The sequence below is a fragment of the Pseudomonas sp. JUb52 genome (genome assembly GCF_004341115.1).
Classification (GTDB): Bacteria; Pseudomonadota; Gammaproteobacteria; order Pseudomonadales; family Pseudomonadaceae; genus Chryseomonas; species Chryseomonas oryzihabitans.
This window is the reverse complement of record NZ_SLYS01000005.1, coordinates 256,848-277,522: the sequence shown is the minus strand read 5'-3', so window position 1 is coordinate 277,522 and position 20,675 is coordinate 256,848. Positions and strand designations below refer to the sequence as shown.

Genomic DNA, 20,675 nt, shown 5'->3' with positions numbered 1-20,675 from the left:
GTCTTCTCTTCGCCCATCGCGAGTCCTGCGCATGGCCTTTCGCCCTCTCTCCGCCGTCGCTCCCGCTGCCCTGCTGCGCCAGGCCAAACCGCTCAAGTCGCTGTTTCGCGAAGCCGAGCGACTGGGGCGCCTGCAACAGTTGCTGGAAGAACAGCTGCAACCCGCTGCCCGCCCCCACTGCCGGGTGGCCAGCTGGCGCGAGGGCACCCTGCTGCTGGTGGTCAACGATGCCCACTGGGCGACGCGGCTGCGCTATCAGCAGCGCCGCCTGCTCAGGCTGCTGCAGCAGGCGCCGGAATTCGCCGGCCTGATGCGCCTGCAATTCAAGATGCAGCCGAGTCCCGGCGTCGCCACCCGGGTCCGACCGGTGCGCCAGGTCAGTCAGGTGGGCGCCGACAGCCTGCGCGACGTGGCCGCCGGCATCCGCGATCCCAAGCTCAAGGCGGCCCTGGAACGCCTGGCCAGCCGCGCCGCGCCCAAGGTGCCTGCCGCGGACGGCGACGCCTAGGGCCAGCCCACCAACAGCCGCCCGGCGATGCCGGCCAGACCGCCCATGACGACCAGGGCGATACGCCGCGACCAGCGGCGCGCGCGCGTCTCCCGGTGCGGCAACAGGTGATCGATCAGCAATGCGCCCAGCAGGATCAGACCACCGGTGGCCAGGGCTTGCCATAGCAGGAGCATGCAGAGCGTCCTCGGTAAGGGATATTTGGTCCGGTGGCGCTACGCCTCGTCCGGCGTCATCGACCGGGTTGCCGCTACGCCACCTCACTGGCGCCGATACCGCGCTCAGGCATGGCCGGACGCCGGATCGCTGAAGCCCGTATCGAAGGCGCCCTGGGATTCTGCGCCCCGCGGTGCTTCCCATCCTGGGCCAGTGACTGGTGATCCAGCCCGCCTCAGGCCCGTGCCACCGCCCGCTCGAAGGCAGCGCGGATGCGCTCTTCCGGCAGGTCCATGCCGATCAGCACCACGCGACTCTCACGCTCCTCGTCGGCCAGCCAGTCACGCTCCCAGTCGGCGGCATAGATCTGCTGCACGCCCTGGAACAGCAGGCGGCGCTCCTCGCCGGCGATGTTGAGCAGCCCCTTGTAGCGCAACAGGTCGCAGCCGAGGGTGTCGAGCAGCATCTCCATGACCTTGCCGATCTTGTCTTGGTCGTAGGGGCGCGACTCGCGGATGGCGATGGACTGGATGCGCTCGGTGAGACTGACGGCTTCCGACACCGGGCGCAGCGGGCGAAACAGCGTGGGCGGCGCCAGGTCTTCGTCGTGCAGGTTGAAACCGCGGATGTCGAGCAATTCGGCCAGCTCGATGCGGCCGTGATCGACATGGCGGATGGGCGCACGGCGGTTGATGCGCTGCAGGCGATTCTCCAGCGCCTCGACGGCGGCCGGCTCGGCCAGGTCGAGCTTGGTCAGCAGCAGGCGGTCGGCGAAACCGATCTGCGCCTGCAGCAGCGGATCGCTCAGTTGCTCGCTGGCATGGACGGCGTCCACCAGGGTCAGCACCCCGTCGAGCAAATAGCGCTCGCGCAGCAGGTCGTCGGTAAAGAAGGTCTGGGCCACCGGACCGGGATCGGCGAGACCGGTGCATTCCACCACCAGGCGCTCGAAATCCAGCTCGCCGCTGTCCAGCCGCTCCAGCAGCACGGTCAGGGCATAGGCCAGGTCCTTGCTGCCGGTGCAGCAGACGCAGCCGTTGGCGACCTTCATCAGTTGTACCGCGCCCGCGTCTTCCAGCAATTCGCCGTCGACGTCGAGGGCGCTGAATTCGTTTTCGATCACGGCGATCTTGAGGCCGTGCTCGGCCTGCAGGATGTGCCTGAGCAGGGTGGTCTTGCCGGCGCCGAGAAAGCCGGTCAGGACGGTGACGGGGATGGGTTCGTGCATAGAACACTCCAGACAGAAAGAGGCCGGGCTTGAGGCCCGGCCTGGAGGAGACCCTGGGGTCAGCAGCAGCGGATGGCGCCGGACTTGCCGCCACCGTAGCGCGCTTCCTGGCGCTCGCGGAAGAAGGCTTCGTAGCTCATCACCGGCTGGTCCGGGTGCTTGCCGCGCATGTGCTCAACATAGGTGTCGTAGTCGGGCATGCCCACCAGCATCTTGGCGGCCTGCCCCAGGTACTTACCCATGCGACCCAGGTCATTGAACATAGGGATTCTCCTTTAAACGCCCGTGGCCGGCTGGAACGGGGTCTCGCGGTCGCTGCGCTCGGGCTTGGCCAGGGCGGCGCGACCGACCTTGATGGAAAAGAACAGGATGCTCATCACCACCACCAGGAACAGCACCGAGAGGGTGGCGTTGGTGTAGGCGTTGAAGACGATGTGCTGCATCTGCTCCATGCTCTTGGCCGGGGCGATCACCTGGCCCTGGGCCATGGCGGTGCTGTACTTCTTGGCCAGGGCCAGGAAGCCGACCGCCGGATTGGAATCGAACAGCTTGATCAGGCTGGCGGTGGTGGTGCAGATCAGCAGCCAGACGGCCGGCACCAGGGTCACCCAGACATAGCGCTGGCGCTTCATCTTGATCAGCACCACCGAGCCCAGCATCAGGGCGATACCGGCGAGCATCTGGTTGGAGATGCCGAACAGCGGCCAGAGGGTGTTGATGCCGCCCAGCGGATCGACCACGCCCTGATACAGCAGCCAGCCCCAGAGGGCGACGCAACCGGCGGTGCCGATGACGTTGGCGGTCCAGGAGTCGGTGCGCTTCAGCGCCGGTACGAAGCTGCCCAGCAGGTCCTGCAGCATGAAGCGTCCGGCGCGGGTGCCGGCGTCCACCGCGGTCAGGATGAACAGCGCCTCGAACAGGATGGCGAAGTGGTACCAGAAGGCCATGGTGTTTTCGCCCGGCAGCACGTTGTGCATGATCTGGGCGATGCCCACCGCCAGGGTCGGCGCACCACCGGCACGGGCCAGGATGGTGTGCTCGCCGATCTCGGTGGCGGTGGCCTGCAGCATCTCGGGCGTCACCACGAAGCCCCAGGTGCTGATCTTGGCGGCCACCGACACCACGTCGGCGCCGACCACGGCGGCCGGGCTGTTCATGGCGAAGTAGACGCCCGGCTCGATCACCGAGGCGGCGACCATGGCCATGATGGCGACAAAGGACTCCATCAGCATGGCGCCGTAGCCGATGTAGCGGGCATGGGTTTCCTTGGCGATCAGCTTGGGCGTGGTGCCCGAGCTGATCAGGGCATGGAAGCCGGACACCGCGCCACAGGCGATGGTGATGAACAGGAAGGGGAACAGGGTGCCCTTCCACACCGGACCGGTGCCGTCGACGAACTGGGTCAGGGCCGGCATCTTGAGCATCGGCATGGTCACCAGGATGCCGATGGCCAGGGCGATGATGGTGCCGATCTTGAGGAAGGTGGACAGGTAGTCACGCGGGGCCAGCACCAACCAGACCGGCAGCACGGCGGCGACGAAGCCGTAGCCGATCAGCATCCAGGTGATCTGCACGCCGGTGAAGGTGAAGGCCGGACCCCAGACCGGATCGGCGGCGACCAGGCCACCCACCCAGATGGAAGCCAGCAGCAGTACCACGCCGATCAGCGAGATCTCGCCGATGCGCCCGGGGCGGATGTATCTCATGTAGACGCCCATGAACATGGCGATCGGCAGGGTGGCGATCACCGTGAACATGCCCCACGGGCTCTCGGCCAGGGCCTTGACCACGATCAGCGCCAGCACCGCGAGGATGATGATCATGATCAGGAAGCAGCCGAACAGGGCGATGGTGCCGGGGATGCGCCCCATCTCCTCGCGCACCATGTCGCCCAGGGAGCGGCCGTTGCGGCGGGTGGAGAGGAACAGGATCATGAAGTCCTGCACCGCACCGGCGAAGACCACCCCGGCGATCAGCCAGAGGGTGCCGGGCAGATAGCCCATCTGGGCGGCGAGCACCGGGCCTACCAGCGGACCGGCGCCGGCGATGGCGGCGAAGTGGTGGCCGAAGAGGATGTGCTTGTTGGTGGGGACGTAGTCCAGGCCGTCGTTGTTGAGCACGGCGGGCGTGGCTCTCTTGGCGTCCAGGCCCATCACCTTGGTGGCGATGAACAGGCTGTAGTAGCGGTAGGCAACGAGGTAGATCGCCACGGCGGCGACCACGATCCAGAGGGCGTTGATCGCTTCGCCTCGACTCAGCGCCACGGTACCCAGCGCGAAGGCGCCCAGTACGGCAACGGCGAACCAGGCAAGATGGCTGGCCATTCGGGTCATGCTTGTTCTCCTGCCGCGCACCGGTGGCCGCGGCGATACTTGTTATTGTGAGAGCCCACAGCGGAGCCATATTACTATCGGCGGCTCGACGCGACAGCGAAATTCGCAGAACTACCCAAGGCCCGCTACGTAGTTCTACGTAGCCGCCCGCCCGGACAGGTGCCGATGCAGCTCAAATACAAGATGGTCGCCCTCGGACTCCTGCCGCTGCTGCTGGCGGTGGCCGCGGTCTGCCTGGTGGTCCTGGAACAGAGCCAGCGCCTGGGCGAGCAGCAGGCGCGGCTGCTCGAACACAGCATCCTCGGCAGCAAGAAGACCGAGTTGCGCAACTATGTGGAGATGGGCGTCAGTGCCATCCAGCCGCTGTACGGCAGCGGTCGCGACGACGAAGAGACCAAGGCCAGGGTACTGGCGCTGCTGGCCAGCCTGAACTTCGGCAGCGACGGCTACTTCTTCGTCTACGACCAGCATGGCCGCAATCTCATGCATCCGCGCCAGCCCGAACTGGTCGGCCAGGATCTCTGGCAACTCACCGACGGCAACGGCCTGCTGGTGATCCAGGCGCTGCTGCGCAGTGCCAGTCAGGGCGACGGCTTCCAGCGCTATGGCTGGCAGAAGCCCTCCAGCGGCCAGATGGCGGAAAAGCTCGCCTACGTGACCCAGCTGCAGCGCTGGGGCTGGGTGCTGGGCACCGGCCTCTACCTGGACGACGTGGACGCCGCCCTCGCCCAGGTGCGCCACGACGTGGCCGCCGGCATCCGCACCACCCTGCTGGCCAGCGCCGGGGTGGCCCTGGTGGCGGTGCTGCTGGTGTTCGCCGGCGGCCTGACGCTCAACGTCAGCGAGCACCGCCTGGCCGATCGCAAGCTCAAGCAGCTGACCCAGAGACTCATCACCTCCCAGGAAGAGGAAAGATCGCGACTGTCGCGGGAGCTGCACGACGGCATCAGCCAGTTGCTGGTGTCCATCAAGTTCCAGTTCGAACTGGCCAGCCGCGAACTGGGGACCGGCAAGCCCAGCGCCGGCGAGACCCTGCGCGAAGGCACCCAGCGTCTGGCCGCCGCCATCGGCGAGATCCGCCGCATCTCCCACGACCTGCACCCTTCCCTGTTGGATACCCTTGGCCTGCCCGCGGCGCTCGGCCAGCTGGTGGAGGAATTCCGCCAGCGCAGCGGCCTGGACGTGGACTATCGGCAGACCCTGGACGACAGCACCGCCGGCGGCGACATGGACGTCGCCCTGTTCCGCATCGTCCAGGAGGCCCTGACCAACATCGAGCGCCACGCGGCGGCGCGCAAGGTCGTCATCGACCTGCAGCGGCGCGGGCGCTGGATCTGCCTGACCGTGCACGACGACGGCCGCGGCTTCGATACCGGCCAGGTGGAACGCCTCAGCGGCGGCATCGGCCTGCGCAACATCCGCGAGCGGGTGGAGCTGTTCGGCGGTCGCTGCGCCATCCAGTCCGGCCCCGGCGGCACGACCCTGGACGTGGTTCTGCTACGCTCGGACCTCCCGGCCGACGAGGAAAGCCCGACATGACGCCCATCCGCATCCTCTTGGTCGACGACCATGCCCTGGTCCGCGCCGGGGTGCGGGCGCTGCTGGGCACCATCGAGCGCTTCGTCGTGGTCGGCGAGGCCGGCAGTGGCGCGGAAGCCCTCGACCTGCTGGCGCGCCTCGATCCGGACATCCTGCTGGTGGACATCGGCCTCAAGGACATCAACGGCCTGGAGCTGACCGCCCTGATCGCCGAACGCGCCCCGCGCGCCCGGGTGCTGATCCTGAGCATGTACGACAATCGTGAATACGTGAGCACCTCGTTGCGGGTCGGCGCGGCCGGCTATGTGATCAAGGACGCGCCGTCCGAGGAGATCATCGCCGCGGTGGAAGCCCTGGCGGTCGGCGGGCGCTTCTACAGCAGCGCCATCGCCGCCCGCCTGGGCGAAGGGGGCGCCAGTGACGGCGACCTCACCCCCCGGGAGCGCCAGGTGCTGCTGCTCATGGCCCAGGGCCTCAACAACAAGACCATGGCCCAGCAGCTGGGACTCAGCGTGCGCACGGTGGAGACCCACCGCCTGAGCATCCGTCGCAAGCTGGACATCCAGAAGCCGGCCGATCTGGTCCGTCATGCGCGCGAGTACGGCTGGCGCCCGGAGGGCACGTCCAACGTCTGACGAATTGGGCCGCTGCTCGCCCCCTGGCGACCAATGAGCCCTCTCGTCCTGGCCCCACTGGCCGCCGCCGGCTACCCTTCCAGGCGCAGTCGATACGGGACGGCCACGGTCGTCTACAGTGATCAGGAAACCTCAGGAAGCCCTTCCATGAACGACACCAACGAGCGTCGCCGCTTTACCCGCTTCACCTTCGATGCCCCTGCCCAGTTGCACCAGGGTGAGCGCCAGTGGGCGGCGCCCGTGGACGACATCTCGCTCAAGGGCGTGCTGCTGGCGCGGCCTGCCGAGTGGTCGGCCCAGCCCAGCGCGGCCTATCAACTGCGCATCCTGCTGAACGACGAGACCCAGGTGAGCATGGACGTGGAGCTGGTACGGGAAACCCCGGAACAGCTGGCCTTCGCCTGCCGCCAGATCGACCTGGATTCCATCAGCCACCTGCGCCGCCTGGTGGAGCTGAACCTGGGCGACGAGACCCTGCTGGAACGCGAGTTGGCGGCGCTGGGTACGCCCTAGGTCTTGGGATCGACGGTACTGGCTAGCGCTTTATCGTCTGTGCTGATTGCACCTTATCGCGGTCACGGGGTGCTCCTACAGGTGTAGGCAGACAGCTGATCGCGATCTTGAAGCCGATGGAGATGAACACCTGCACGGATAGCCCCCTCTCCCCTCGGGAGAGGGTTGGGGTGAGGGTGTCCCTCGCCACGAAGGCCCAGTGGAAAAGGCTACGCCGTTTTCCACGCTACTGTTCTGCTTGATCTCTATCGCGGCCATGCCGGTGCGCCGTAGCGATCGCTCCTACAGGTACACGGAAAGCGCTGCAGGAACGGCCCGTGGCCGCGATAGAACAGCCGGGTCACCTCTGCCTACCGCCTGAGCGAGGGCGCCTGTCCGAAGCGAAGGGCGAAGTCTTCCGTAGGACCGAGCCTAGAACTCCAGATGCAGACCTACGACCAACCGCGCGTCGTGGGTGTCTTCGCCCTCTTCCCGCGCCATGGCGGCGGTGTTGCCGTGGGTGGCGTTCCAGGACACCCCGACATAGGGCGCGACCTCCGGGGTCACCTGGTATCTCAGGCGCAGCCCGGCTTCGCTTTCGGCGAAACCGGCGCCCTGGCCACGGGATTCGTCGTTGCGGCCGTAAAAATTGAGTTCGGTATGGGGCTGGAGGATCAGCCGCTGGGTCAGGGCCCAGTCGTATTCGGCCTCCAGGCGCAGGGCGGTCTGGTTGTTTTCGCCGAAGAAGGCGGTGATCTCGATGTCGAGATCCTCGGGATCGTGTTCCTGGATGCCCAGGGCGGCCCAGGTCTGCGGCGAGCCGGGTTTGAAATCCTGGCGGATGCCGGCCACGCTGCCCCAGCCCTTGGCCAGGGCGCGCCCCCAGAGCGCCTGCACCTCGGCCTGCTCGGTGTGGCCGTTGGTACGCTCGCCCTGGCTGCGGAAATCCAGGCGATTGGCGCCGCCGCCCAGGGCCCAGCCTTCCAGATCCCAGTTGAAGACGCTGCCTTCGTCGGCGTGCTGCCACTCCAGCTGATCCACCTCCAGACTGGCCGGTGCGGAGCTGCTGGGATCGGCGGCCTGGACCAGGGCACTGGTGGCGAAGCCGGCAAGGAATACGGAAAGCGGGAGCAGACGAGACATGGCGGTATCCAGGGTCATGGAAGCGCCTGATAGACCACCCTGCCCCGCCGAGAGTTTTAAAAAATATTACAAAAGCCGCCCAGGGCTATTCGAACAGGGCATCCAGCGCCTGCTCCAGACGCGTCACCGCGACCACCTGCAAGCCGGATGGCGGGTCCTTGGGCGCATTGCCCTTGGGCACGATAGCCCGCTTGAAGCCGTGCTTGGCCGCCTCCTTGAGCCGTTCCTGGCCACTGGGCACCGGGCGGATCTCACCAGACAGGCCGATCTCGCCGAACACCAGCAGGTCGTGCGGCAGGGCGCGGTCCCTCAGGCTGGAGATCACCGCCGACATCAGCGCCAGGTCCACCGCCGTCTCCAGCACCTTGACCCCGCCGACCACGTTGATGAAGACGTCCTGATCGTAGGTGGGAATGCTGCCGTGGCGGTGCAGCACCGCCAGCAGCATGGCCAGGCGATTCTGGTCCAGGCCTACGGTGACCCGCCGCGGATTGGCCAGATGACTGGTGTCCACCAGTGCCTGCACCTCCACCAGCATGGGCCGCGAGCCTTCCCAGGTCGCCATCACCACGCTACCGGCGACTGCCTCCTGGGCGCGGTTGAGAAAGATCGCCGAGGGGTTGGAGACCTCCTTGAGACCCTTGTCGGTCATGCCGAACACGCCCAGTTCGTTGACCGCGCCAAAGCGGTTCTTGACCGCTCGCAGCATGCGCAGACGGCCGTCGGATTCGCCTTCGAAATAGAGCACGGTGTCGACCATGTGCTCCAGAACCCGCGGTCCGGCCAGGGCGCCTTCCTTGGTGACGTGGCCGACCAGAAAGATGGCGGTACCGGTCTGCTTGGCGAAACGCACCAGCAGGGCCGCACTCTCGCGTACCTGGGCCACGCCGCCGGGCGCGGACTGCAGCTGCTCGGTGAAGATGGTCTGGATGGAGTCGATCACCATGACCCGCGGCTTCTCCTGGCGGGCGGTGGCGACGATGGACTCGATGCAGGTCTCGGTCATGACCTTGAGTTTGTCTTCCGGCAGGCCCAAGCGGCGGGCGCGCATGGCCACCTGCTGCTGGGATTCCTCGCCGGTGACATAGAGCGCCGGCATGCGCGCAGCCAGGTGGCAGAGGGTCTGCAAGAGGATGGTGGACTTGCCGATGCCGGGATCGCCGCCGATCAGCACCACGGAGCCATCCACCAGGCCGCCACCCAGCACCCGGTCGAGTTCGGTGGAGTCGGTGGTGAAGCGCGGGGTTTCCTCGACGCTGACCTCGGCTAGGGTCTTGATGGTCGCCTGGGCTCCGGCCCAGCCGGCGCGTCCGGAAGGGACGGCGGAGGTCTCGACGACGGTTTCCACCAGGGTGTTCCAGGCGCCGCACTCACCGCACTGGCCCGCCCACTTGGGAAAGGTAGCGCCGCATTCGGTGCAGCCGTAGAGACGCTTGGCCTTGGCCATGGCGGAATTCTCCAGTCGAGAAGGGAAGACGTCCAGCATAACACGACTGGATGCATAGACAGTAAAAAGGCGCATTCCCCGGGGGGAGCGCGCCTTTCTGAACTGCGGGCTTGAGCCTTAGTTGCCCTCGCCACCCGGCTGACGCAGCATGGTCAGGGCCTGGTTGGCCTGAGCGATGCACTTCTTCTCGTCGCCGGCTTTCTGGGCAGCCATGGCGTTCTTGCGGAATTCGGCGATCTGCTGGGCCTGGGAACTGCCCGGGCCGATCATGTTGGTCTTCATCTTGCTGGCATCGTCCAGCTTCTGCAACTGGACCGCGCACAGATCCTTGGCGAATACGGGGGCGGCGGCAAACATCATCAGGGCGATCAGGGCGGTACGCTTCATGGGGACATCCTCGTTGAGAGGGCCAGGTAGGCCGGATAAACCTCGCTCACCCCGCGAAAGTAGCCTGGGGTAACCCATTGACCGCCGGGCACCGCTGGTCGTTCATCGCTCTGTCATCAGGCTCTGCAGGGGGGGATTCGCCGATCAGGCGCTAGTGCTTGAGCGTCGACACCATTTCCGCCTCGCCACGCAACCAGACCGGCAACGCCTGTTGCCAGCGCTGCTGTTCGAGCAGTTGCAGGTCGGCCAGCAACCGGCTGTATTCGGCGAATTCGAGCTGCACGCGACGGCGCTGGGCTTCCACGGCCGCCTCGGTGATCCACAGGTGCCACTGCTGGTACATCGCCACTTCGTCGGTCATCGGCTCCTCTCCTGGGAGGCCATGATGGCAACGCCAGCGGCTCTTGCCAATCGCGCCAGGTAGGGCTCGACCCCGCCGGTCGAGCCCGGTACGGCTAGGACGGGTATTTCAGCTGCTGAGCGATCTTGTCCTTGAGCAGGACGCGCTCGCGGCGCAGGCGACCCAGTTCCTCGTCGCCACTGGATTCTTCCACTTCTTCCAGATCGAGGATCTGCTGGTCGAGCTTGGCGTAGTCTTCCAGCAGCTTGGCGAAGGCCGCATCGGTCTGCGGACGGCTGTCCAGCTGCTCGGCGTACTCGGGAAAGTCTTTGTGCAGGTCGTGTTTGGCAACCATCAGGGGCTCCTTGAGGGCGAGAGGTAGAGGTCGCGAGGGTTGCAGCCCTCGGCGTACAAGGGTGGACCCGGCCCCTTCGACAAAGTGCGACAGCCGCGACCAGTTGCCGATCGCGCGGCGATTTGCCGCTTCCGGGGAACCTGGAGACCCTCAGCAAGGTTCCAAACCCGAGCGAAGCGAGCACAATCGTCTATCGTCTCTTCGAAACCATCCAAAGGAGTGCAGCATGAGCATCATTGCCGAGTTCAAGAAATTCGCCATGAGAGGCAACGTGGTCGACCTGGCGGTCGGCATCATCCTGGGCGCGGCTTTCGGCAAGATCGTGTCGTCCTTCGTGGCCGATATCGTCACGCCGCCGCTGGGTCTGTTGCTGGGGGGTGTGGATTTCTCGCAACTGGCGATCACCCTGAGGGCCGCCGTGGGTGACCAGCCAGCCGTGGTCATGTCCTACGGCAAATTCCTGCAGACCATCTTCGACTTCGTGATCATCGCCTTCGCCATCTTCATGGCGATCAAGGTGCTCAACCGTCTGCGCCTGCACCAGGACGCTGCACCCTCCGGCCCGACCAAGGATCAGGTGCTGCTGACCGAGATCCGCGACCTGCTCAAGGAGCAGAACAGCAAGGCGACCGAGGTTCCCGTGGTGAAGCAGGAACCGCCGATCAACCCGCTGTAAGGCCTTCGCTGAACCCGCCTCGCTAGGAGGCGGGTCGCTCCAGGCGGATCCAGCCGATCCGCCGATCCTTCACCGACTCGACCGTCAGTTGCCAGCCCTGGTATTCGAGACGATCACCCACCGTCGGCAGGCGTCCCAAGAGGTCCACCACCAGCCCGCCCAGGGTCTGGTAGTCCTCGTTTTCCGGAATCTGGAAACCGGTGCGCTGGGCCAGGGGATGCAGATTCAGGCCACCGCTGGCCCGGTAGCCGTTCTCCACCTTTTCCAATTCCGGCAGGCTCTCCTCGCTGGCGTCCGGCAATTCGCCGGCGATGGCCTCAAGGATGTCGGTGAGGGTCAGCAGACCTTCGAAGCCGCCGAATTCATTGACCACGAAGGCCACATGGGTCGAGGCGGCGCGCAGTTGTTCCAGGGCGCCCAGCACCGTGGCCTGGGCCGGCAGATGGATGGGGGTGCGTACCCGGGCACGCAGATCCGGCGACTGGCCTTGCAGGATGTCGGCGAACAGCTCCTTCTTGTGGATGTAGCCCAGGGGCTCGTCGATGTTGCCGTTGACCACCAGCGGCAGGCGCGAGTGGGCCGAGGCCAGCAACTGCTCGCGCAGCCGTTCCGGAGCGGCGTCGGCATCGAGGATGTCGACGTCGGCGCGGGCGGTCATCACCGTGCGCACCGGGCGCTCACCCAGTTGCAGCACGCCACTGATCATCAGCCGCTCACGACGATCGAAGACCGGGCCTTCGCCCTTCTCGCCTTCCATCAGCTCGGCGATGTCCTCGTCCACCTCGTCTTCACGCAGGCGGCCACCCAGCAGGCGCAGTACCGCCTGGGAGGTACGGGCGCGCATGCCGAGGCGCTCGTGCAGCTGCCGCTTGCGCTTCCAGCGCACCACCTGGTTGGCCAGCTCGATGAGGATCGAGAAGCCGATGGCGGCATAGAGGTAGCCCTTGGGAATGTGAAAGCCCAGGCCTTCGGCGGTCAGGCTCAGACCGATCATCATCAGGAAGCCCAGGCACAGCATGATCACCGTGGGGTGGGCGTTGACGAAGGCGGTCAACGGCTTGCTCGCCACCAGCATCAGGCCGATGGAGATGATCACGGCGATCATCATCACGCTCAGGTGCTCGACCATGCCCACGGCGGTGATGACGGCGTCCAGCGAGAACACGGCGTCGAGCACCACGATCTGCGCGACCACCGGCCAGAAGGCGGCGTAGGCGCGGCTGCCACCGGTCTTGTGGGTATGGCCCTCGATGCGCTCGTGCAGTTCGGTGGTGGCCTTGAACAGCAGGAAGATACCGCCGAACAACATGATGAGGTCGCGACCGGAGAAGGCCTTGCCGAAGACCTCGAACAACGGTTCGGTAAGGGTCACCATCCAGGAAATGCTGGCCAGCAGGCCCAGGCGCATGATCAGCGCCAGCGACAGGCCGATGACCCGTGCCTTGTCACGCTGCGCGGGCGGCAGCTTGTCGGCGAGGATGGCGATGAAGACCAGGTTGTCGATGCCCAGGACGATTTCCAGGACGATCAGGGTGAGAAGTCCCAACCAGGCGGTGGGATCGGCGATCCATTCCATCAGCAGCGGACCTCCGTCTGAAGGGGCCGAACGGCCACGGAGGGGGTAGAGCGGGAGGGGGTGTCAGCCGCACCTGGCCAGGGGGCCGGGGGCGGCTCGGATCTGTCACTGCTCATCGGGACTCGGAAAGTAGCCTTGGAATTTCCGATCCTAGAGCAAGGCGGGGCCAAAGCTAAAGGCCCAACCTTTTCCAATTGTGAAGAAAACGTAAAGACGCCGGTGGTGGCCCCTGTTACCAGTAGTTTTCCACCGCCACCTGCCCGGGTCGGCGACTCAGGGCCAGCTGCAGATCACGGGTCTTGAGCAGCTGGCGGGTGTCGTCGACCATCTCCGGATTGCCGCAGATGAGGATGCGCGAGTGCTCGGGCGAGAGTTCGACGCCGGCGGCGCGTTCCAGCTCGCCGTTCTCGATCAGGGTGGTGATGCGGCCACGCAGGGCGCCGGGATGATCCTCGCGGGTGACCACGGGGACATAGACCAGGCGGTCGGTGAGGCCTTCGAGGTGCTCCACCTCGCCGTACCCGCGGATGACCTCCTGGTAGGCCAGGTCGCGGGCTTCGCGCACGCTGTAGACCAGCACGATGCGCTCGAAGCGTTCCCAGGTATCGGGTTCCTGCAGCATCGACAGGAAGGGCGCGAGGCCGGTGCCGGTGGCCAGCAACCAGAGATCACGACCGCCACCGAAGCGCTCCAGGGTGAGATAGCCATAGGGCTGCTTTTCCACCAGCAGTTCGTCGCCCTTGCGCAGGCGGCTCAGTTCGCTGGTGAAGGCGCCACCCGGCACCACGATGGAAAAGAATTCGAGGAAGTCATCGTGGGGCGCCGAGACCATGGAGTAGGCCCGCCAGACGATGTCGCCATCGGCCTTGCGCACGCCCAGCCGGGCGAACTGGCCGGCGCGAAAGCGATAGCGCGCATCGCGCGTGGTCCTCAGACTGAAGAGGTTGTCGCTCCAGGGCCAGACGGCGGTGATCGTCTCGCGGGTGAACTTGTCTTCGGTGGCGGTCATACTGGCCTCTTTTTCCCGATTGCTTGGCGCCATTGTCCCGCAGTGAGCCGCCGATAAACACCGACAGAAACCATGCCTTCTCTCGTCTCGCCCTTCGCCACCCTCGAACTCGACCGTCAGCCCCCGCGCCGCGACGATCCCCTGCAGGCCTTCGACGCCGCCGACGAATACCTGCTGCAGCAGGTCGCCGCGGATGGCCTGGCGCCATCCGCTCGGGTGCTGGTGCTCAACGACGGCTTCGGCGCCCTGGCCGCCAGCCTTGCCGGCCATGCCCGGGTGACCTCCAGTGGCGACTCGCACCTGGCGGCCCTGGCGCTGGCGGCCAACCTGGCGCGCAACGGCCTCGCCGCCGAGGCGGTGACCTTCGTCCCGGCCAGCGAGGCGATCAGCGGTCCCTTCGACCTGGTGCTGGTGCGGGTGCCCAAGACCCTGGCGTTGCTGGAAGAGCAACTGATCCGCCTGCACGGCCAGCTGGCGCCGGGTGCCCGGGTGATCGCCGCCGGCATGATCAAGCACCTGCCACGCGCCGCCGGCGACCTGCTGGAGCGGCATATCGGCCCGGTGCAGGCTTCGCTGGCGGTAAAGAAGGCGCGGCTGCTCTTCGCCACGCCCGAGGCGCGAGCGGCGGTGGCCTCGCCCTACCCGAGTCGCTATCGCCTGGATGCGCCGCCACTGACCCTGGTCAACCATGCCAACGTCTTCTGCCGCGAGGGCCTGGACATCGGCACCCGTGCCTTCCTCCCACACCTGCCCCAGGACCTGGGCCAGGCCCGGGTGGCCGATCTCGGCTGCGGCAACGGCGTGCTGGCGCTGGCCTGCGCCCTGGCCAATCCGGAGGCGCAATTCACCCTGGTGGACGAGTCCTACATGGCGGTGCAGTCGGCGAGGGAGAACTGGAGCGCGGCCTTCGGCGAGCGACCGGTGGCGATCCGCGCGGCCGACGGCCTCGCCGACCAGCCGCCGCGGTCGCTGGAGCTGATCCTGTGCAATCCGCCCTTTCACCAGCAGCAGGTGGTGGGGGATTTCCTCGCCTGGCGCATGTTCCAGCAGGCGCGGGCGGCGCTGACCGAGCAGGGCGAACTCTGGCTGGTGGGCAATCGCCACCTGGGTTATCACGTCAAGCTCAAGCGGCTGTTCAGGCGTGTCGAACAGATCGCGGCCACGCCGAAATTCGTGGTGCTCAGGGCGGTCCAACCCCTCTGACATCCACCCAGGAGCGAGAGCTGCCCGCGTGCCTTCCCTGCCCCTCGATCTCCACTACATCGCCCTGGTCCTCGAACTGATCGGCATCAGCGCGGCGATCCACGCCATCATCACGGTGCGTACCGCCCAGGGCGCCATGGCCTGGGCCATGGCCCTGGTGTTCATGCCCTTCCTCAGCCTGATTCCCTATCTGGTATTCGGCCGGCGGCGCTTCGACAGCTATGTGAAGGCGCGGCGTCAGGCCGACGAGGAGATGGCGCGCCAGGCCGCCGAACTGGACTGGCGGCCCTGGATCGCCGAGGCCATGGCCGCCCAGCAGTGCAGCGCGGCCAATCGGAAGCTCAAGGCCATGACCGCCCTCACCGGCACGCCTTGCGTCGCCAACAACCAGGTGCGGCTGCTGATCAACGGCGAGGAGACCTTCGCCGCCATCCTCGCGGCCATCCGCGGGGCGCAGAAGGTGGTGCTGGTGCAGTTCTTCATCATCCACGACGACGCCCTGGGCCTGGCCCTGCAGAACACCCTGCTGGACCGCGCCCGCGCTGGGGTCCAGGTCTTTCTGCTGTACGACGCCATCGGCAGCCATGCCCTGCCGCGCGCCTATGTGGAAAAGCTGCGCGAGGCCGGTTGCGAGGTGAAGGGCTTCAGCAACAGACGCGGGCTGATCAACAGGTTTCAGGTCAACTTCCGCAACCACCGCAAGATCGTCATCGTCGATGGCGAGGTGGGCTTTACCGGCGGGCTCAACGTCGGCGACGAATACATGGGCCTCAAGCCGCCCCTGGCGCCCTGGCGCGATACCCACCTGGAATTGCGCGGTCCGGCCCTGGCCACCCTGCAGGAGACCTTTGCCCAGGACTGGTACTGGGTGACCAGAAAGCTGCCCACCCTGCTGCTGCCGGAGCGCTACGAAGAGGGCGGCGTGCTCTGCCAGGTGGTGCCCAGCGGGCCGGCGGACGATCAGGAGACCTGCTCGCTGTTCTTTGTCGAGGCCATCCACTCGGCGCGCCACCGCGTCTGGATCACCACCCCCTACTTCATTCCCGACGAAGCCGTTTCGGCGGCCCTGCGCCTGGCCGCCCTGCGCGGGGTGGACGTGCGCATCCTGCTGCCCTCGCGACCGGACCACAAGGTGGTCTATGCCGCCTCCTATCTCTATGCCTTCGAAGCGGTGCATGCCGGGGTACGGGTGTTCCGCTACGGCCCGGGCTTCTTGCATCAGAAGGTGGTGCTGATCGACGAGGACGTGGCCGCGGTGGGCAGCGCCAACCTGGACAACCGCTCCTTCCGCCTCAACTTCGAGGTCATGGTGATGGTGATGGACGTGCCCTTCGCCTGGGAAGTGCGCAAGATGCTGGAGCAGGACTTCAGTCGCTCCCGCGAACTCACCCCCGAGGACAACGCCGCCCTGCGCCGCTGGCGGCGAGTGGCCATGCGGGTGGCGCGGGTGTTTTCGCCGGTGCTCTAGGGGCCGGAACCCGCTCTGCGACGGCCCGGTCCGATACGCAATGGCGCCGTGCCCGGAGCGCCCCGCGCCCTGGAGTCGCCCGCCATGCCATCCCCATCGCCCCTGCGTTGCGTCTGCCTGCTGGCAGGTGGTCTGGCCCTGACGGCCACCGCCGCGCCGCGCAGCGTGCCCTCCATCGAAAGCGAAGACGCCGCCCTGGGCAGCGTGGAGGTCAGCGAAAACTCCGGGCGCTTCCATCCGCAATTGGGCATGGACGTGCGCAACGGCGACTTTTCCCGCGGCAACTACGATGACGACGCGGCCAGCCTCGACCGCGTCCCGCTGCACCTCCAGGCGGGCTTCGCCCTGGATCTGCACCAGGGAAGCGACGGCAATGCCGATGCCTGGCTGGTGTTCAGCAGCAGCAACGGCCTGCATAGCCCGTCCAGCGAGGAGCGGGTCAGCCCGCGGCGCTGGTACGAGAGCAACAACCTGCTGGGCCTGGTGGTGTCACCGGCCGAGGGCCTGAGGGTCGGCTTCGTCTACACGGTAAAGAGCAGCCCCAACGACGTCGCCGCGACCACTCAGGAAGCCAGCCTGACCCTGGCCTATCAGGCCGAGTCGGGCCTAGGCGCCTGGCGTCCGGGGCTGGCGGTGACCACCCGCACCCAGGGCGACAGCGGTCTCTACACCCAGGGCAGCCTGGAACCCGGACTGGACCTCTCGGCCAGTGGCCTGCGCCTAAGTTTCCCCAGTGCCCTGGGGGTGGGCTGGAACGGCTTCTATGGACCGGATTCCGGCGATCGCCTCTATGCCCGCACCGGGCTGGCGCTGGAGCAGCCCTTTCGCTGGGGCGAGACGCGCTGGAGCGCTCGCGCCGAAGCCCTGGCGCTCTATCGCGACGGCGCCCTGCGCGAGTTGAGCGGTCCGGAGGGCGAGACCGACGGCGTGGTGCCCCAGGTGACCCTCAGCCTGTCCATGGCCTATTAGAAGCTGTTCACGATCTCGCGAGCTAGAGCCAAACAAGGCGAAAAGACCTGAGGAAGCGGAGTTTACTCGGCGTAAATGAGCATTCCGAAGGGCTTTTCAACGCCGTTTGGCCGACGCGCAGCAGATCGTGAATAGCTTCTTAGCCCAGCGGCGCCACGCCCAGCCCCTCCACCAGGGTCTCCAGGGCGCGCAGGCCGGCCACCGAGTTGCCGTAGCTGTCCAGCCGGGGCGACCAGACGCAGATGCTCATCTGCCCCGGCACGATGGCGACGATGCCGCCCCCTACCCCGCTCTTGCCCGGCAGGCCGACGCGCCAGGCGAAGTCGCCTGCGGCATCGTAGAGACCGCAGGTCAGCAGCAAGGCGTTGAGCTGGCGGGTCTGCTGGGGCGTCACCACGGCCTGGCCATCCTGGGGATTGATGCCGCCGTTGGCGAGAAAGGCGAAGGCACGGGCCACGTCGACGCAGCTCATGGCCAGGGCGCAGCCGTGGAAATAGACGTCGAGAACGTCATCGACCTCGCTGTGCAGGTTGCCGTAAGCCTTCATCAGATAGGCCAGGGCGGCGTTGCGCGCCTTGTGGTCCATCTCCGAGCGGGCCACGCGGTCGTCGAAGTTGATCGCCGGATTGCCGGCCAGACGGCGCGCCTGTTCGCGCATCATCCAGTGGATCGACATGATGCGCGACACCAGCAATTCGCAGACCTGCACGGCGCCGGCATTGATGAAGGGATTGCGCGGCACGCCCTTCTCTTCTTCCAGCTGGGCCATGGAGTTGAAGGCATGGCCGGAGGGCTCGCGGCCGACGCGGGTCCAGATGTCCGGCTCGTCCAGGCGCTGCATGGCGATCACCAGGTTGAGCACCTTGGAGATCGACTGGATGGAAAAGGCCGTGTCGGCCGCCCCGGCGCGCCAGACCTGGCCGTTGACGTCGCAGACGGCGATGCCGAACTGATCCGGCGCCACCTCGGCCAGGGCCGGGATGTAGTCGGCCACCTCGCCGTCGCCGAAATGGCGCGGCGCGGCGGCGGCGATACGGTCGAGCAGGGGTTGCAGCAATTGGCGGTCGAAGGGCTCTGCCATGACAATTCCGAAACGGGCGGGGGCGCCAAGTGTAGGGGCCGCGGCGGCCTCAGGCGAGCCCCAGGCGCGGCGGCAGCGGCAGGCGGATCTCGAATCGAGCGCCGCCCTGGGCACCGGCGCTCAGGTCCAGCCGGCCGCCCTGGTTTTCCACCGCGCGGCGGCTGATGGCCAGGCCCAGGCCGAAGCCGCCGGTGGCGCGGTCGCGACTGCGATCCAGGCGATAGAAGGGTTCGAAGACCCGCTCGCGCTCCGCCGCGGGAATCCCCTCGCCGTCATCCTCGACGGCGATCAGCAACGCGTCGCCGTCGCCCCGGACCGCTACCCAGATCTCGCGCTGGCAGTAACGCAAGGCGTTGCCGACGAGATTCTGCAGGGCGCGGGCGGTGAGGCGTGGCGCCAGTTCGACCCGCCTGGGCGCCTGCGTCAGGTCCAGGTGCACCAAGACGCCGCACCGCTCCTGCTCTTCGGCGAAGTCGGCCAGCACGCTGTCGAGAAAGGCTTCGAGTTCCAGGCTCAGGCGTTCGGGCGGTTGCTGACTGCTCTGCAGGCGGGCGAAGGACAGCAGTTCGTCGACCAGGGCATCCAGTTCGCGGACGTGGCGCACCAGTTGTTCCAGCTGGCGGTGGGTCTCGGCGGGCAGCGGATCGGCCTGCAACAGCGCCAGGCCGAATTCCAGGCGTGACAGCGGCGTGCGCAATTCGTGGGAGACGGCGTTGAGCAGGTCGCGCTGCTGGACGATCAGCGCTTCCAGTTCCTGGGCCATGTCATCGAAGGCCCGCGCCACCTCGCCGATGTCCGAGCGCGGCGAGATGGCCGTGCGCTCGCCCAGATGGCCCTTGCCCAGCCGCGCCGCGGTACGCCGCAGCCGCTCCAGGTCGCGCCAGTGCGGTCGCAGCCAGACATAGAGGCAGACCAACAGGGCCGCGCCGATCAGGGCGTTCATGGCCCAGTAGGTCAGGGCGATGTCGGTGGGCGCCTCGGGGATGCCGACCCAGAGCACCTGATTCTCAGGCAGGGGTACCAGGGCCGCGCTGGGCTCGCCATAGTCGCCCAGCCGTACCCGGCGCTGGCCGGCGGCCAGGCCTGCGCGCTCCTCCGGACTGAGAGCCGGATCCTCAAGCGGGACCAGACGCAGGCTGATGGGCGCCAGCTCCGCGGCCAACTCGTCCTGCAGGGCTGGCCAACGCGCCGGCGGCGCCTGGTTGAAGGTGCGCTGCACCAGGCTGAGCGGGCCGTGCAGTTGTTCGAGGGTGTAGCGACTGTAGCGCTCGTAGAACACCTGCAGCAGTGCCTCGGGCACCAGGTAGCTAGCGGCGCCGTAGGTGACCAGCAGGATGAGGTAGAGGCGGACGAGGATCTTGAGCATCTATTCCCACTCGGCGCGAGACAGCAGATAACCCTTGCCCCAGACGGTCTTGATCCGCCGGGCGTCGCCGGGGTGCTCTTCGAAGCGCCGGCGCAGCCGGAGATGGCCACGTCCACCGAGCGATCGACGCCGTTGAATTCGATGCCGCGCAGTTGCTGGATCAACTGGTCGCGGCTGAGCACCTCGCCGGCATGGCGCATGAGGATCGCCAGCAGGTTGAATTCGGTGGACGACAGTTCCACCAGCTGGTCGCGCCACCAGACCTGGCGTTCACCCGGCAGCAACCGCAGCTGGCCGATCGTCAGGCGGTCATCGGCGGGCGCCTCGCCCAGCTGGCAACGGCGCAGCAGGGTGCGGATGCGTGCCAGCAGCACCCGCGGTTCGCAAGGCTTGCTGACGTAGTCGTCGGCGCCGATCTCCAGGCCCAGCACCTGGTCGTGGCTGTCGTCCAGGGCGGTGAGCATCAGGATCGGCAGGCCCGGCTGGGCCGCGCGCAGCTGACGGCAGACCTGCAGGCCGTCCAGCCCCGGCAGCATGACGTCGAGCACCACCAGGTGCGGGCGCAGGCGCTGCACCGCGGCCAGCGCCTCGTCGCCGCGACCGATCACCGTCACGGCATAGCCCTGACGGCCCAGGTAGGTGGCGATGAGCTCGGCCAGGGCGGTGTCGTCTTCGACAATGAGCAAGGGGATCACGGCAGGTCTTCGTGGCGGAAAGTGCCGAGCATAGCCGAGCCCCGGGCAGGCGGGCGCCGGGCTTAACAC

At 67.0% G+C, this 20,675-nt stretch carries 21 protein-coding genes and 1 pseudogene; 8 read left to right on the top strand and 14 right to left on the bottom strand.

Annotated features, from left to right (window positions below; genetic code table 11):
- Nucleotides 1–31 precede the first annotated feature (31 nt).
- Complete coding sequence (locus tag EC839_RS11160; protein WP_007162679.1) at nt 32–508, top strand: DciA family protein; 477 nt, start codon at nt 32–34, stop codon at nt 506–508.
- Here the strand turns inward: EC839_RS11160 and EC839_RS11155 are convergent.
- From EC839_RS11155 to EC839_RS11140, 4 genes are all read right to left on the bottom strand, one after another.
- Nucleotides 505–684, bottom strand: coding sequence for a hypothetical protein (locus EC839_RS11155; RefSeq protein ID WP_007162680.1), 180 nt, complete (start codon nt 682–684; stop codon nt 505–507). The two genes, EC839_RS11160 and EC839_RS11155, sit on opposite strands and share 4 nt — an antisense overlap.
- Before the next feature lie 215 nt (nt 685–899).
- Nucleotides 900–1,892 (bottom strand): GTPase, encoded by a 993-nt coding sequence (yjiA, locus tag EC839_RS11150; protein ID WP_007162681.1) that lies wholly within the window; start codon nt 1,890–1,892, stop codon nt 900–902.
- Between the two features lie 59 nt (nt 1,893–1,951).
- Complete coding sequence (locus EC839_RS11145; protein WP_007162682.1) at nt 1,952–2,155, bottom strand: YbdD/YjiX family protein; 204 nt, start codon at nt 2,153–2,155, stop codon at nt 1,952–1,954.
- Nucleotides 2,156–2,167: 12 nt separating this feature from the next.
- The gene (locus EC839_RS11140; RefSeq protein WP_039976389.1) at nt 2,168–4,225 is read right to left on the bottom strand and encodes a carbon starvation CstA family protein; all 2,058 of its coding nucleotides are present in this window, start codon (nt 4,223–4,225) and stop codon (nt 2,168–2,170) included.
- Nucleotides 4,226–4,390: 165 nt separating this feature from the next.
- On the opposite strand from EC839_RS11140, the gene EC839_RS11135 reads away from it, so the two are divergent.
- The 3 genes from EC839_RS11135 to EC839_RS11125 all read left to right on the top strand — a co-directional run bounded on the left by EC839_RS11135 (nt 4,391) and on the right by EC839_RS11125 (nt 6,912).
- Entirely contained in the window at nt 4,391–5,764 is a 1,374-nt protein-coding gene (locus EC839_RS11135) for a cache domain-containing protein (RefSeq protein WP_007162684.1), read from the top strand.
- Nucleotides 5,761–6,399 (top strand): response regulator transcription factor, encoded by a 639-nt coding sequence (locus EC839_RS11130; protein ID WP_132832550.1) that lies wholly within the window; start codon nt 5,761–5,763, stop codon nt 6,397–6,399. Before EC839_RS11135 ends, EC839_RS11130 begins: the two co-directional genes overlap by 4 nt.
- A 147-nt stretch (nt 6,400–6,546) precedes the next feature.
- Nucleotides 6,547–6,912: a PilZ domain-containing protein gene (locus EC839_RS11125; protein ID WP_007162686.1), complete on the top strand. Its 366-nt coding sequence runs from the start codon at nt 6,547–6,549 to the stop codon at nt 6,910–6,912.
- Between the two features lie 411 nt (nt 6,913–7,323).
- Here EC839_RS11125 and EC839_RS11120 read toward each other — a convergent pair whose 3' ends face one another.
- The 5 genes from EC839_RS11120 to EC839_RS11100 form a co-directional block, all read right to left on the bottom strand.
- Entirely contained in the window at nt 7,324–8,034 is a 711-nt protein-coding gene (locus EC839_RS11120) for a copper resistance protein B (protein ID WP_100169012.1), read from the bottom strand.
- Between the two features lie 85 nt (nt 8,035–8,119).
- Nucleotides 8,120–9,481: a DNA repair protein RadA gene (gene radA / locus EC839_RS11115; protein WP_007162688.1), complete on the bottom strand. Its 1,362-nt coding sequence runs from the start codon at nt 9,479–9,481 to the stop codon at nt 8,120–8,122.
- A gap of 117 nt (nt 9,482–9,598) precedes the next feature.
- Nucleotides 9,599–9,868 carry a hypothetical protein gene (locus EC839_RS11110; RefSeq protein WP_007162689.1) on the bottom strand — a complete coding sequence of 90 codons (270 nt, stop codon included), beginning with the start codon at nt 9,866–9,868 and terminating at the stop codon, nt 9,599–9,601.
- Nucleotides 9,869–10,019: 151 nt separating this feature from the next.
- On the bottom strand, nt 10,020–10,229 hold the full coding sequence (locus EC839_RS11105) for a hypothetical protein (protein WP_007162690.1): 210 nt from the start codon (nt 10,227–10,229) through the stop codon (nt 10,020–10,022).
- A 94-nt stretch (nt 10,230–10,323) separates the two neighbouring features.
- On the bottom strand, nt 10,324–10,563 hold the full coding sequence (locus EC839_RS11100) for a YdcH family protein (RefSeq protein WP_007162691.1): 240 nt from the start codon (nt 10,561–10,563) through the stop codon (nt 10,324–10,326).
- Nucleotides 10,564–10,789: 226 nt separating this feature from the next.
- On the opposite strand from EC839_RS11100, the gene mscL reads away from it, so the two are divergent.
- Complete coding sequence (gene mscL, locus EC839_RS11095) at nt 10,790–11,239, top strand: large-conductance mechanosensitive channel protein MscL (RefSeq protein WP_132832549.1); 450 nt, start codon at nt 10,790–10,792, stop codon at nt 11,237–11,239.
- A gap of 22 nt (nt 11,240–11,261) precedes the next feature.
- On the opposite strand, the gene EC839_RS11090 is transcribed toward mscL, so the two are convergent.
- Both EC839_RS11090 and EC839_RS11085 read right to left on the bottom strand, forming a co-directional pair.
- Nucleotides 11,262–12,815, bottom strand: a complete 1,554-nt coding sequence (locus EC839_RS11090; RefSeq protein WP_007162693.1) for a TerC family protein — start codon at nt 12,813–12,815, stop codon at nt 11,262–11,264.
- 232 nt (nt 12,816–13,047) lie between these two features.
- Nucleotides 13,048–13,824, bottom strand: coding sequence for a ferredoxin--NADP reductase (locus tag EC839_RS11085; RefSeq protein WP_007162694.1), 777 nt, complete (start codon nt 13,822–13,824; stop codon nt 13,048–13,050).
- Nucleotides 13,825–13,896: 72 nt separating this feature from the next.
- Here EC839_RS11085 and EC839_RS11080 point away from each other — a divergent pair, with 72 nt between their 5' ends.
- The 3 genes from EC839_RS11080 (at nt 13,897) to EC839_RS11070 (ending at nt 17,464) form a co-directional block, all read left to right on the top strand.
- Complete coding sequence (locus EC839_RS11080; protein ID WP_007162695.1) at nt 13,897–15,027, top strand: class I SAM-dependent methyltransferase; 1,131 nt, start codon at nt 13,897–13,899, stop codon at nt 15,025–15,027.
- 28 nt (nt 15,028–15,055) lie between these two features.
- Nucleotides 15,056–16,495 carry a cardiolipin synthase gene (gene cls / locus EC839_RS11075; protein ID WP_007162696.1) on the top strand — a complete coding sequence of 480 codons (1,440 nt, stop codon included), beginning with the start codon at nt 15,056–15,058 and terminating at the stop codon, nt 16,493–16,495.
- Between the two features lie 84 nt (nt 16,496–16,579).
- Entirely contained in the window at nt 16,580–17,464 is an 885-nt protein-coding gene (locus tag EC839_RS11070) for a hypothetical protein (RefSeq protein ID WP_007162697.1), read from the top strand.
- 139 nt (nt 17,465–17,603) lie between these two features.
- On the opposite strand, the gene glsB is transcribed toward EC839_RS11070, so the two are convergent.
- From glsB to EC839_RS11055, 3 genes and pseudogenes are all read right to left on the bottom strand, one after another.
- Entirely contained in the window at nt 17,604–18,545 is a 942-nt protein-coding gene (gene glsB, locus EC839_RS11065) for a glutaminase B (RefSeq protein WP_007162698.1), read from the bottom strand.
- Between the two features lie 49 nt (nt 18,546–18,594).
- A complete protein-coding gene (locus tag EC839_RS11060) occupies nt 18,595–19,911 on the bottom strand; it encodes an ATP-binding protein (RefSeq protein WP_007162699.1) in 1,317 nt (438 codons plus the stop codon).
- Nucleotides 19,912–20,606 (bottom strand): annotated as a pseudogene (locus tag EC839_RS11055) (response regulator).
- Nucleotides 20,607–20,675: the final 69 nt, after the last annotated feature.

Bases quoted from the DNA above. Each gene is read 5' to 3' on its own strand.
- EC839_RS11080 (WP_007162695.1), top strand. From the start codon at position 13,897: ATGCCTTCTCTCGTCTCGCCCTTCGCCACCCTCGAACTCGACCGTCAG.
- EC839_RS11130 (WP_132832550.1), top strand. From the start codon at position 5,761: ATGACGCCCATCCGCATCCTCTTGGTCGACGACCATGCCCTGGTCCGC.
- EC839_RS11140 (WP_039976389.1), bottom strand. From the start codon at position 4,225: ATGACCCGAATGGCCAGCCATCTTGCCTGGTTCGCCGTTGCCGTACTG.
- EC839_RS11100 (WP_007162691.1), bottom strand. From the start codon at position 10,563: ATGGTTGCCAAACACGACCTGCACAAAGACTTTCCCGAGTACGCCGAG.
- EC839_RS11105 (WP_007162690.1), bottom strand. From the start codon at position 10,229: ATGACCGACGAAGTGGCGATGTACCAGCAGTGGCACCTGTGGATCACC.
- EC839_RS11125 (WP_007162686.1), top strand. From the start codon at position 6,547: ATGAACGACACCAACGAGCGTCGCCGCTTTACCCGCTTCACCTTCGAT.
- mscL (WP_132832549.1), top strand. From the start codon at position 10,790: ATGAGCATCATTGCCGAGTTCAAGAAATTCGCCATGAGAGGCAACGTG.
- EC839_RS11145 (WP_007162682.1), bottom strand. From the start codon at position 2,155: ATGTTCAATGACCTGGGTCGCATGGGTAAGTACCTGGGGCAGGCCGCC.
- yjiA (WP_007162681.1), bottom strand. From the start codon at position 1,892: ATGCACGAACCCATCCCCGTCACCGTCCTGACCGGCTTTCTCGGCGCC.
- EC839_RS11085 (WP_007162694.1), bottom strand. From the start codon at position 13,824: ATGACCGCCACCGAAGACAAGTTCACCCGCGAGACGATCACCGCCGTC.
- EC839_RS11155 (WP_007162680.1), bottom strand. From the start codon at position 684: ATGCTCCTGCTATGGCAAGCCCTGGCCACCGGTGGTCTGATCCTGCTG.
- EC839_RS11160 (WP_007162679.1), top strand. From the start codon at position 32: ATGGCCTTTCGCCCTCTCTCCGCCGTCGCTCCCGCTGCCCTGCTGCGC.
- EC839_RS11120 (WP_100169012.1), bottom strand. From the start codon at position 8,034: ATGTCTCGTCTGCTCCCGCTTTCCGTATTCCTTGCCGGCTTCGCCACC.
- EC839_RS11060 (WP_007162699.1), bottom strand. From the start codon at position 19,911: ATGCTCAAGATCCTCGTCCGCCTCTACCTCATCCTGCTGGTCACCTAC.
- EC839_RS11070 (WP_007162697.1), top strand. From the start codon at position 16,580: ATGCCATCCCCATCGCCCCTGCGTTGCGTCTGCCTGCTGGCAGGTGGT.
- EC839_RS11135 (WP_007162684.1), top strand. From the start codon at position 4,391: ATGCAGCTCAAATACAAGATGGTCGCCCTCGGACTCCTGCCGCTGCTG.
- radA (WP_007162688.1), bottom strand. From the start codon at position 9,481: ATGGCCAAGGCCAAGCGTCTCTACGGCTGCACCGAATGCGGCGCTACC.
- EC839_RS11110 (WP_007162689.1), bottom strand. From the start codon at position 9,868: ATGAAGCGTACCGCCCTGATCGCCCTGATGATGTTTGCCGCCGCCCCC.
- EC839_RS11090 (WP_007162693.1), bottom strand. From the start codon at position 12,815: ATGGAATGGATCGCCGATCCCACCGCCTGGTTGGGACTTCTCACCCTG.
- glsB (WP_007162698.1), bottom strand. From the start codon at position 18,545: ATGGCAGAGCCCTTCGACCGCCAATTGCTGCAACCCCTGCTCGACCGT.